12 protein-coding genes are annotated in these 10,955 nt (G+C 71.1%); 8 read left to right on the top strand and 4 right to left on the bottom strand.

What is annotated here, in order from left to right; translation table 11 throughout:
* The first annotated feature begins 159 nt into the window (after window positions 1–159).
* From ACQEXA_RS44450 to lnt, 5 genes are all read left to right on the top strand, one after another.
* Complete coding sequence (locus ACQEXA_RS44450; RefSeq protein ID WP_432925401.1) at window positions 160–1,035, top strand: undecaprenyl-diphosphate phosphatase; 876 nt, start codon at window positions 160–162, stop codon at window positions 1,033–1,035.
* Window positions 1,036–1,626: 591 nt separating this feature from the next.
* Window positions 1,627–1,806 (top strand): hypothetical protein, encoded by a 180-nt coding sequence (locus tag ACQEXA_RS44445; RefSeq protein ID WP_359398332.1) that lies wholly within the window; start codon window positions 1,627–1,629, stop codon window positions 1,804–1,806.
* A 379-nt stretch (window positions 1,807–2,185) separates the two neighbouring features.
* Complete coding sequence (locus ACQEXA_RS44440; RefSeq protein WP_433132792.1) at window positions 2,186–2,959, top strand: hypothetical protein; 774 nt, start codon at window positions 2,186–2,188, stop codon at window positions 2,957–2,959.
* A gap of 146 nt (window positions 2,960–3,105) precedes the next feature.
* A complete protein-coding gene (locus ACQEXA_RS44435) occupies window positions 3,106–3,603 on the top strand; it encodes a nuclear transport factor 2 family protein (RefSeq protein WP_432925405.1) in 498 nt (165 codons plus the stop codon).
* A gap of 91 nt (window positions 3,604–3,694) precedes the next feature.
* Window positions 3,695–5,269 (top strand): apolipoprotein N-acyltransferase, encoded by a 1,575-nt coding sequence (gene lnt, locus ACQEXA_RS44430; RefSeq protein WP_432925407.1) that lies wholly within the window; start codon window positions 3,695–3,697, stop codon window positions 5,267–5,269.
* Here lnt and ACQEXA_RS44425 read toward each other — a convergent pair.
* Complete coding sequence (locus tag ACQEXA_RS44425) at window positions 5,187–6,098, bottom strand: Gfo/Idh/MocA family protein (protein WP_432925409.1); 912 nt, start codon at window positions 6,096–6,098, stop codon at window positions 5,187–5,189. The two genes, lnt and ACQEXA_RS44425, sit on opposite strands and share 83 nt — an antisense overlap.
* A gap of 41 nt (window positions 6,099–6,139) precedes the next feature.
* On the bottom strand, window positions 6,140–7,324 hold the full coding sequence (locus ACQEXA_RS44420; protein ID WP_432925411.1) for an FAD-dependent monooxygenase: 1,185 nt from the start codon (window positions 7,322–7,324) through the stop codon (window positions 6,140–6,142).
* A gap of 108 nt (window positions 7,325–7,432) precedes the next feature.
* Between ACQEXA_RS44420 and ACQEXA_RS44415 the strand changes: the two genes are divergently transcribed.
* From ACQEXA_RS44415 to ACQEXA_RS44405, 3 genes are all read left to right on the top strand, one after another.
* A complete protein-coding gene (locus tag ACQEXA_RS44415; RefSeq protein ID WP_433132790.1) occupies window positions 7,433–8,026 on the top strand; it encodes a TetR/AcrR family transcriptional regulator in 594 nt (197 codons plus the stop codon).
* A gap of 58 nt (window positions 8,027–8,084) precedes the next feature.
* Window positions 8,085–8,597, top strand: a complete 513-nt coding sequence (locus tag ACQEXA_RS44410) for a DinB family protein (RefSeq protein ID WP_359398319.1) — start codon at window positions 8,085–8,087, stop codon at window positions 8,595–8,597.
* A 111-nt stretch (window positions 8,598–8,708) separates the two neighbouring features.
* The gene (locus ACQEXA_RS44405) at window positions 8,709–9,173 is read left to right on the top strand and encodes a hypothetical protein (protein WP_432925416.1); all 465 of its coding nucleotides are present in this window, start codon (window positions 8,709–8,711) and stop codon (window positions 9,171–9,173) included.
* Between the two features lie 285 nt (window positions 9,174–9,458).
* On the opposite strand, the gene ACQEXA_RS44400 is transcribed toward ACQEXA_RS44405, so the two are convergent.
* Together ACQEXA_RS44400 and ung are read right to left on the bottom strand one after the other, a co-directional pair.
* On the bottom strand, window positions 9,459–10,016 hold the full coding sequence (locus ACQEXA_RS44400; RefSeq protein WP_433132788.1) for a hypothetical protein: 558 nt from the start codon (window positions 10,014–10,016) through the stop codon (window positions 9,459–9,461).
* Window positions 10,017–10,243: 227 nt separating this feature from the next.
* Window positions 10,244–10,927, bottom strand: coding sequence for a uracil-DNA glycosylase (ung, locus tag ACQEXA_RS44395; RefSeq protein ID WP_432925420.1), 684 nt, complete (start codon window positions 10,925–10,927; stop codon window positions 10,244–10,246).
* Between the last annotated feature and the right edge of the window lie 28 nt (window positions 10,928–10,955).

Raw genomic sequence — 10,955 nt, 5'->3', positions numbered from 1 at the left:
CCTCGACTGCCCCAAGCATTGGCAAAGCCCCAGTGAAGGGCGAGTCATCCCGGGGCGCTACGCTGCCGGGAACACTTGATCGTCGGCTGCGCCACGGCAGCCGCGCCCCGGGTGTACCCGTCGCCGTCACCACGATCAGCGCTTGGACCCCTTCACTTCATGTCTTGGTTTGAATCCCTCGTCCTCGGGCTCGTCCAGGGGCTGACCGAATTCCTTCCCGTCTCCTCCAGCGCACATCTGCGGCTGACCGCGGCGTTCGCGGGCTGGGAGGACCCAGGGGCGGCCTTCACCGCGATCACCCAGATCGGCACGGAGGCGGCGGTGCTGATCTACTTCCGCAAGGACATCGCGAACATCGTCTCTGCCTGGTTCCGCTCCTTGTTCGACAGCGCGATGCGGCGCAGCCAGGACGCGAAGATGGGCTGGCTGGTGATCGTCGGGTCGATACCCATCGGCGTGCTCGGCGTGACTCTCAAGGAACAGATCGAGGGACCGTTCCGCGATCTGCGGGTCACGGCGACGATGCTGATCGTCATGGGCCTGATCCTCGGCACCGCGGACCGCCTCGCGGCACGCGACGAGACCGGCGGGCGGCATCGGGCGCCCAAGCTGCGCAAGTCTCTCCAGGACCTGAACATCAAGGACGGCCTGATCTACGGCGCCTGCCAGGCGATGGCCCTGATCCCCGGCGTCTCCCGCTCCGGAGCGACGATCAGCGGCGGCCTCTTCCTCGGCTACCGGCGCGAGGCCGCGGCGCGCTACTCCTTCCTGCTCGCCATCCCGGCCGTACTCGCGTCCGGCGCCTTCGAACTCAAGGACGCCGCGGAGGCGGGACATGTGAGCTGGGGGCCCACGTTGTTCGCGACGGTCATCGCGTTCGTCTCGGGCTACGCGGTCATCGCCTGGTTCATGAAGTTCATCTCGAGCAAGAGCTTCATGCCGTTCGTCTGGTACCGGATCGCGCTGGGAGTGCTCATCATCGCCCTGGTCAGCGCGGGAATTCTGAGCCCGCACGCGGCCGAGTCCGCGGGCTGACCGGATCCAGTGCGTCATCGTCGGCGACGTGACGGCCTGCCCCGCGTTGAGCGACTGCGGCGTGCCGTGCGTTGACGCGCGGTCTCTGCGCTTTCGCGTGATGGCCACGCATCGGCACCTCTACAAAGGTGCCGATCTTGTGGCCGTCCGTCGTCACCCGTGACACTCCCGTCGCACCGCCCGCTGGAGAGAGTGACCCCGGGCGGGGTCGAGGCGCCCGCACTCCGGGGGGAGGCCCGCGGGCGCCGACGTGCAGGGACAGGCCCACTCCTCGTCGTGAGTCTGCCCCCGCTCGCGCGGGACGGCCTGGGCGCGACTCGGCGGTGGCGCCCAGGCCTCCTCTCCCTCGTCTCCTCCTCCGACCACCTCAACTGGTGGATTCCCGGGCCAGTGCAACGACTTCTGCGGATCAGCCCGCCGCGTCCGCACACGCAGGCGCCCACCTTCGGCCGGACTGCCGCCCGTGGGCTCATCTGAGGCGGCGACAGAAACACCCAACTCCCCTCCGGGGAAACGACCGTGACCAACCACATACCGGTCGCGTAGCCGGTCGGTAGCGCGCTGTCAGTCCTTGCCCCTAGGGTTGTCGGTATGCCCCCCGACTCACTGAGCCCTGGTTCCGCACGGTCTGCCGAGGATTTGAACGCGCGGATTCGCGCGCTGTGGCTGCGTGCGGGCGGTTCCCTGTCGGCCCAGGAGCGCGCGGAGTACGAGCTGTTGGTCGTGGAGTGGGCGGCGGCGATGCACGGCAAGGTGATCGAAGCGGCCTGACCGCGCGAGGGTCGGCCGGCTCGCGCCCGTCGGCCACGAGACGCACGCACGTCGCGGAACTGGTACCCGCCAAGCGATGCGTCCCCCTGCCGAGCGAGCGCGCACGATCGCGGACGGCAGAGACATCCCGTCCGCGAGAGGCGACCACTCGGCCGGCAACGGTGCCGCGGCACGGTCGAATCCGGTTCCGGCACGCGTTCTGACAGCACGACAGACATGGAGAAGCGCGCAACGACACACCGTGAGCGCCCCCTTTGTACCCGCCCGGCCCTCCTGCTTCACTCGTCAGACATGTCCGACATGAAACTAAAAGAGGCTATCAGTACTTTCATCACAGATCGGCTGCCCGGCCGGCGTCTCTGCGACAGAAAGAACTGATATGCGCACGCGTACTCTCGCCGTGACCGCCGCCGCCGTGAGCGCGGCGGTCCTGGTCACGACCGGCATCACTTACGCCTCGACCAACGAATCCGTCGAGGTCGCGCCGTCCGCCAAGCGCGCGGCCCCGGCTGCCCACAAGGCGGTCAAGAAACCGTCCGTCCAGATGGCCGCTCCTCTCGAGGCCGTCGCTGCCCCCGCGACCGCTCCCAACGGCGGCGACAGTTCGGGCGGGAACAGTGGAAACAGCGGGAACAGCGGGTACAACGGGAACAGCGGGTACAACGGGAACAACGGGAACAACGGGAACAACGGGAACAACGGAAACAACGGAAACGAGGACCGCGGTAACGGTGGCGGCCGCAACAACGGTGGCGACCGCGACAATGGTGGCAACCGCGACAACGGTGGCGACCGCGGTGACCGTGGCGGCGACCACAAGAGGGTCGGACGGATCTTCTTCAACGAGCGGGAGTTCCCCGCCTTCCCGGCCGGCTGCATCGTCGCGGCCAGCGGACTGGGCTCCACCAGTTTCAGCGTCGACAACGACAGCGACAAGACCATCGAGGTCTTCCGCGGCTTCACGTGCGACAACGGCGGCCCGGTCGCCACGGTCGGCCCCTACGGCAGGACGTTCGGCGTGGTGACCAACAACAACCAGGACGGCGCGTACGGGGAAGGGCTCTCCGACGGCGGCTTCCCCTTCGCCGGCGGCGCGTTCCTCGAGAATGCCACGGTCGGCAGCTTCCGGGTGATCAACCAGGGCGATTGGTGAGGGGCCCCCACCAGCGCCGGGAGCGCCGGCCCGCCGGAATCGGGCCGGCGCTCCCGGCATCGTTCACCGGGCGACGTGGTCACCGTCGTCCCTAAACCCTCCGCACACCCCTTGGCTGCACGCTCCCCGTCCCCAACACTGAGCCGATGACCCAGCGTGTGGAGCTCGCCACCCTGATCGACCGGCTGGCGCTCGACGGACTCGTCACCGAGTACGCGGTGGCCGTGGACGACGGTGACTGGCACTCCTACCGAGAACTGTTCACCGCGGACGGCCGCGCCGACTACCGCTCCGCCGGCGGCATCGAGGGAGACGCCGGGCAGGTCGCGGACTGGCTGGCGGGGACCATGCGACTGTTTCCTATGCGCCAGCACCTGATCGTCAACCGGCGGCTGCGGTTCGGCGTGCGGGAACAGGACGTCGGCGACACCGCCGGGGTCCAGGCCGACTACGTCAACCCCATGCGGTTCGCGGGACGGGACGGCGGCCCCGCCGAGCCGGACTTCGTCTGCGGCGGCCGGTACACGTTCGCCTTCCTGCGCACGGGCGAGGGCTGGCGGCTGCGCGAAGTGGTCGTCCAGGAGAAATGGCGCCGCACACCGCTCCCCCACCCCGGCCCTCACCAGGAGGACACCGGCGCCTGAGCGAGCCCCTCCCCGCACACCTCCACGCCCCCTGTCGGAGATCGTCCGCGGCGCGCACACTGGAGACATGCTCTGGGGAGGGACGCGCCGAATGACCATGCCCAGCGACTGGCTCGCCTCCCGCTGGAGACGGGGTGTCGCCGCTGCCCTCGCCGGTGCTCTGCCGGTGCTCGCCTTCCCGGCACCGTCCTGGTGGTGGTTCGCGTACGTCTGTCTGGTCCCGTGGATTCTGCTGCTGCGCACCGCCCCGACCGGAAAACAGGCCCTCTACGACGGCTGGCTCGGCGGCTTCGGCTTCATGTTCGCCGTGCACCACTGGCTGCTGCCGAATCTGAACGTCTTCACCTTCGTCATCGCCGCCCTCCTGGGCGCTCTGTGGGCTCCTTGGGGCTGGCTGGTACGGCGCTTTCTTGCCGGGGTGCCCACAGCGAGGCGGGTCGCCGCGGCCCTTGTCGTGCTGCCCTCCGGCTGGCTGACGGTCGAGCTCATACGCTCCTGGCAGGCCCTCGGCGGCCCCTGGGGGCTGCTCGGATCGAGCCAGTGGCAGGTGGCACCCGCACTGCGGCTCGCCTCGGTCGGCGGGGTGTGGCTCCTGAGCTTTCTGGTGGTGGGCGTCAACGCCGCCGTCGCCGTGCTCGTCTCGGTGCGCGCGGCCCGTGTCGCGGCCGTGACCGGGCTCGTGGCCGCGGCCGTCGCGACATCGGCCGCGTGGGTCTGGTCGCCACGCCCGGACCTCGACGGACAGATGCGCATCGCGGTCGTGCAGCCCGGGATCGTCGGCGGGGCGGACAGCGGTATGAGGCGCTTCGCCCGCGAGGAGCAGCTGACCCGCGAGCTGGCCGGCAGCCACGTGAACCTGGTCGTCTGGGGCGAGAGCAGTGTCGGGTTCGACCTCGCGCGGCAGCCCGATCTGGCCACCCGGATCGCGGACCTGTCCCGACTGGTGAAGGCCGACATCCTGGTCAACGTCGACGCGCGCCGCTCCGACCACCCCGGCATATACAAGAGCTCCGTGCTGGTCGGCCCGAACGGCCCGACCGGTGACCGCTACGACAAGATGCGGCTCGTCCCGTTCGGCGAGTACATACCCGCGCGCTCCGTGCTCGGCTGGGCCACCTCCGTCGGCAGGGCAGCCGCCGAGGACCGCAGGCGCGGTTCCGAACAAGTGGTGATGAACGTCGGGCACGGCCTGCGCGTCGGCCCCATGGTCTGCTTCGAGTCGGCGTTCCCCGACATGAGCCGCCATCTCGCGCAGGACGGCGCCGAGGTGCTGCTCGCCCAGTCCTCGACCTCCACGTTCCAGCACAGCTGGGCGCCGGAGCAGCACGCCTCGCTGGCCGCGCTGCGCGCCGCGGAGACCGGCCGCCCGATGGTGCACGCCACGCTGACCGGCGTCTCCGCGGTCTACGGTCCGAGCGGCGAACGCGTCGGCTCCTGGCTCGGCACCGACCGGAGTGCCACAGAGGTCTTCGCCGTCCCGCTCAGCCATGGCGTCACCCCGTACGTCCGCTTCGGCGACTGGCCGCTGCACGGGGCCCTGCTGGTCCTGGCCGGGCTGTGCGCGACGGAGGGGGTCCGGGCGCTCAGAGTGCGACGAGGCGCTCCTGCACCGCGGCAACGACCCGCTCGCACAGTTCGTGAGTGGCCAGTGCGTCACGGGCGCTGAGCACCTCGCCCGTGCGGACCGCGTCCAGGAAGGCCAGCGCGGCCTGCTCGATGCCCCGCTGCCGGGCCACCGGCACCCAGTCCCCGCGCCTGCGCACGGTGGGCTGGCCCTTGTGGTCGACGATCTCGGCCAGGTTCAGCACCTGCCGCTTGGTGTCCTGCCCGGAGACCTCCAGGATCTCCTCCGCCGAACCGCTCAGCCGGTTCATCACACCGAGCGCGGTGAATCCGTCACCGGAGAGCTGGAGCACCACATGGTGCAGCAGCCCGTCCTCGACCCGGCCGCGCACCGTCACATCGTCCACCGGGCCCGGCACCAGGAACCGCAGGGTGTCCACGACGTGGATGAAGTCGTCGAGGATCATCATGCGGGGTTCCTCGGGCAGTCCGACGCGGTTCTTCTGCATCAGGATCAGCTCGCGGGGGTGGTCGGCGCACTGCGCGTACGCGGGTGCGTGGCGCCGGTTGAAGCCGACCGCCAGGGTCACGTTCCGCTGCTCCGCGAGGTGCACCAGCCTTTCGGAGTCGGCGAGTTCGTAGGCGAGCGGCTTGTCGACGTACGTCGGCACGCCCGCCTCCAGCAGCCGCGCGACGATCTCGGCATGGGCGGCGGTGGGCGCGTGCACGAAGGCGGCGTCGAGGTCCTGCGCGAGCAGCGCGTCCAAGTCCACGTGCCGCTGCTCCCGCGAAAGATGCAGACTGTCGGCAACCCGGTGGAGCGTCGCGGGGGTCCGGGTCTGGAGGTGCAGTTCGAGCCCCGGTTGCAGCCCCAGCACCGGCAGATAGGCCTTCAGCGCGATGTCGCCGAGTCCGATGCAGCCGACCTTCACGGGCCTCTCCTGGGATCGCCGACCTGGTCCTGTCCGGAAGCTTACGGCCTTCCCGCCTCCCGGTTCCGTTCGGGCCCGGTGTCCGCCGGCGGCCGCCAGCCAGCGATGCCGTCGAAGTCGCGCAACAACAGGGCGGGAGCGGCCTTCGAGAGCACGGCGATGGAGGCGTTGCGGAGGGCGATCCCGGCGCCGTTGGTCATCAGGTTGAGCCGGGCCACCCGCACGGACTGCCGGGTGATGGCGGTGGTTCTGGGCAGCCGTGCGGCGCTGTAGGCGGCCAGGTCGTCGGTGCAGTGGGCGAGCACGATCGCGTCCTCGACGGCCTGGTTGCCGCCCTGGCCGAGCATCGGTGGCATGGCGTGCGCCGCGTCGCCGAGCAGGGCGACCCGGCCGCGGTGGTAGGCGGGCAGCGGTTCGGCGATGTGGTGGACGTCGTGGCGCAGCACGTCCTCGGGCCGGGCCGCGGCGAGGACGGCGGGAATCGGATCGTGCCAGTCGCCGAAACGCCGCAGGAGTTCGGCCTTCTCGTCGTCCGGCGCGCGCCGCCCGGCGGGCACGACGGCTGCGGCGTACGCGTAGACCTGGCCGTCCTTGAGCGGATGCGTGCCCCACAGGGCGCCCCGGCTCCACGTCTCGTGCGAGGCGAACTCGACGCCGGGCACCGGGCTCACCACACGCCAGGTGGTGAATCCGGAGTAGACCGGCCCCGGGTGGTGCGGGAAGAGTGCCCGGCGTACACCGGAGTGGATGCCGTCGGCGGCCACGACCAGGTCCGCCTCCAGTTCGCCGTCCGGGGTGGTGACACGGGCCGGCCGGCCGCGGTCGCCCGGGTCGGCGACCGACGCGGCGGCGGTCGTGCGGATGGCGCCGGCCGGGATGCGGGCGGCCAGGCTGTTGATGAGCGTGGCCCGGTGCAGCAGGACGAGCGGGCCGCCGAAGCGTTCGGCCGCGGCCGAGGCGTTCGTGCGCGAGAGCCAGCGTCCGCGCGGGGTGCGCAGTCCGCCGTCGCCCTGCCAGGCGGCCAGGTCCCGGATCTCGTCGCCGAGGCCAATGACGTCCAGGGCGCGCAGGGCGTTGGGGGCGAGGGAGATGCCGGCGCCGACCGGCTCCAGGGAACGGGCCCGTTCCAGCACCGTGACCCGCAACCCGCGCAGATGCAGCGCCACCGCCGCGGTGAGACCCCCGATGCCGCCGCCGATGACGACGGCGTGCGACGACTGTGCCATGGCTCCTCCTGAGCAGTGCTGTGGCGACTCTCCCGACGTCACTACATATGTAGTGTACGAATGCGTCGACTGTACTACGGGTGTAGTCAGACAGGTAGGTTGACCTCCATGTCCGCACATGCCATGGGCGCCGCTCGCGCCGAACTCGTCGCCGACACCGCGCTCGCCCTGCTCGCCGAGCGCGGGATGCGCGGGCTGACGCACCGGGCGGTCGACGAGTCGGCGGGACTCCCCCAGGGCTCGACCTCGAACCTCGCGCGGACCCGTCTGGCGCTCCTGGAACTCGCAGTGCGACGCCTCGCCGACCGTGAGGCCCGGGTTCTCGCGGCGCACGAGATGCTGCCCGGTCCCGGGAGCGGACTCGGCCCCCTCGTGGACGGCTTGGCTCTCGCCACCCACCGGTCCCTGACCCGCAATCGCGCACTGACTCTCGCCCGCTACGAACTGGCCCTGGAGGCCACGCGACGGCCCGAGCTGCGCCGGTACTTCGACGCGGCGGGCGCCCGCTTCCGGGATCAGCTCACCGCCCTAGTCACGGCCGCGGGTTCGGCCGACCCGGCGCGCCACGCGCTGTCGCTGGTCGCCTGGCTGGACGGGCTGATGTTCTCGTGCGTGGCCGGGTCGTTCACCGCGGCGGTGCCCACCCTGGACGAGGTGCGCACCGGCCTGCGGGAACTGCTCGACGGGATGCTCGACGGCTGACGGGCCGCCGCGTCAAATGTCTGGCGGCGGTGACCGGGGCTGGGTGAGGATGCCGGGCATGACCCTTGAGCGCCGTGAACCCGCCCAGAACGCCGACGAACGCACCATGCTGGAGGGCTGGCTCGACTACCACCGCCAGACGCTCGCATGGAAGTGCGAGGGGCTCACCGATGCCCAGCTCAGGACCGCCTCGGTGCAACCGTCCGAACTCTCCCTGATGGGACTCGTGCGGCACATGGCGGAGGTCGAGCGCGGCTGGTTCCGCAAGGTGCTCGCCGGTGAGGAGCCCGGACCGATCTACTACAGCGACGAGGACCGGGACGGGGAGTTCCATCTCACCGAGGCCGACACCTGGGAGGACGCGCTCACCACGTGGCAGGCCGAGATCGAGATCGCCCGGCGGCACTCCGCCGGCTTCGGCCTGGACGACCTCTCCAAGGGCCGGAGCACGTTCACCGACGAACCCTTCAATCTGCGCTGGATCTACACCCACATGATCGAGGAGTACGCGCGCCACAACGGCCACGCCGACCTGATCCGTGAGCGGATCGACGGGTCCACCGGGGACTGACGTCACCCTGGACGGTTCCGGGCCCTCCGTACGGGGCTGGAGATCACCCATGAGGGGCATCCTCCGCCTGTCCGCTCCCCAAAGCGGCCCGGACCCAGCAGAGTGGCGCGGGTGCATCGAACGACGACGACCGCAACGCTCCTGGTCACCGTGGCCGTCTCGGCCCTCACCGGCTGTGTGACCGTCCAGCGCCAGCCCGTGCCGGGCTCGCCGCACGCGCCCTCGAACCCCTCGGCACCGCGCCCCGACGGGAGCACGGAGCCTCAGGTCGTCCAGGCGCCGGCACGGGAGGCGCTGGAGATGGTCGAGCCCCCCGGCCGCTCCTCGCCGACCGCTCCCGCCCCGCACCGCGGACGGCGCCCGGACGCCGGCGCGGTGCCTCCGACCGCGCCGCACCACCCGTACCCGGGCCCGCGCCCCAGGTGGAGCCGCCACGCCGGGCGTATCGAGGTGCCGCCCGCCGCCTCCCAGGTGTTCCCCAGGAACGGAGACGTGTGCGACCTGGGCCACAGGTACGGAGGGTGGCAAGCGGACAGCCCCGAGGCGAAGATCTGCGCCGGCACCTACGGGCGGTGAACCCGCGGCTCACACCGGCGACGAGGCTCCCTGGCGACTGGAGCCGCACCAGGGTGCGGAACTGGCCCGGCACACCCTGTAGCCGGCATCCGTGCCGGCGGTGGACGCGCACTGGCGCTGCTACGTCTCCCCCGGCTTCGTGGCCCGGCCGCACACCCTGCAACCACCGTCCCGGCATGGCCCACCATCCCCAAGACACGACCCCGGCCTGCCCCGGCACCCCGAAAGCGCAACCCCGGCGGCCCCGTCACCCCGCCACGGCAAGAACCTTCGACAGCGCGGGCTTCAAGGCCGCCGTCGCTGCGGCCCCAGCGTCTCCCCGCCGGGGCCGTCCAAGGGGCCGGGCTCCGGTGTGCCCCCGGTCGGCCACTCCTCCGCGAGCCGTCGCTCCAGTCGTGCGATCGCCGCCCTGACGCCGTCGCCGTACCGGCCGTCCCCGAGGGCGCCGACCGCACCTCGGGCCCGGCCCAGATGGACGCGGGCGGCCTCGGAGCGCCCGAGCTTCACATAGTCGGCGGCCAGGTTCAGATGGAGCGAGGGGTAGAAGGCGTGTACCGCGAGCGCCCCGTCGTGGTCGGCGAGGCGCTCGTCGGTGAGTTCCTCGGCGGCCGACAGCGCCCGAAGGTCCCAGGCGAGTTCGTCCGAGGGGTCGTCCTGCGTGTCCGCCAGGTAGTGCGCCAGCGTGCAGCGGTGCAGCGGGTCGCCGTCCTCGCCGAGCTCGGCCCACAGGCACAGGAAACGGTCCCGCGCCTCCTCGCGGTCGCCGCCGTGGTGCAGCATGACGACCTGTCCGATCCGGGTCATGACGGGATCCGGCTCCATCTCCGCCTGTCGCTTCGCCACCGCGTCCTCCACGCTCGTCGCCTCCCCCGCTCGGGGCTCGGCCCGAGCGGGGGGATCCCCATGAGCCAGGGGGACTCCCATCCACGACGCTAACCGCCCGCACCGGCAATCGCGGTCAGGCGGCTCCGTACGGCCGCTGGGCCAAGGCGGTGACGCGGGCGCTACGAGCGGTGGCGACGGACAGTGGCGATGGGCGGGTCCGGGCCGGGCCCGAACCCGCCCCGGGCTCATCCCAGGTCGGGAACGGTCCAGTCGATCGGCTCGTGCCCCTGCCGGGCCACCGCCTCGTTGATCTGCGTGAACGGACGCGAGCCGAAGAACTTCTTCGCGGACAGCGGCGAGGGGTGCGCGCCCTTGACGACGACATGCCGGCTCTCGTCGATCAACGGCAGCTTCTTCTGCGCGTAGTTGCCCCACAGCACGAACACCGCCGGGTCCGGCCGGCCGGCGACCGCACGGATCACCGCGTCCGTGAACTTCTCCCAGCCCTTGCCCTTGTGGGAGTTCGCCTCGCCGGAGCGCACCGTCAGCACCGCGTTCAGCAGCAGCACCCCCTGCTCGGCCCACGGCATCAGGTAGCCGTTGTCCGGGACCGGCGTGCCGAGCTCCTCGTGCATCTCCTTGTAGATGTTCCGCAGGGAGGGCGGGATCTTCACGCCGGGCCGCACGGAGAAGCACAGGCCGTGTCCCTGGCCCTCCCCGTGGTAGGGGTCCTGGCCGAGGACGAGGACCTTCACTTTGTCGTACGGAGTCGCGTCGAGGGCGGCGAAGACCTCCTCGCGCGGAGGGTAGACGGGACCCTTGGCGCGCTCGCCCTCGACGAACTCCACGAGTTCCTTGAAGTAGGGCTGCTGCAGTTCGTCGCCCAGAACGCCCCGCCAGGACTCCGGCAGCATGGCGATGTCGGTCACGTCAACTTCCTCCGATGTGCGGTCACTT

The organism is Streptomyces sp. CA-106110, assembly GCF_050936285.1.
Classification (GTDB): domain Bacteria; phylum Actinomycetota; class Actinomycetes; order Streptomycetales; family Streptomycetaceae; genus Streptomyces.
The sequence above is the reverse complement of the archived record's forward strand: the minus strand, read 5'-3'. Positions and strand labels throughout refer to the sequence as shown.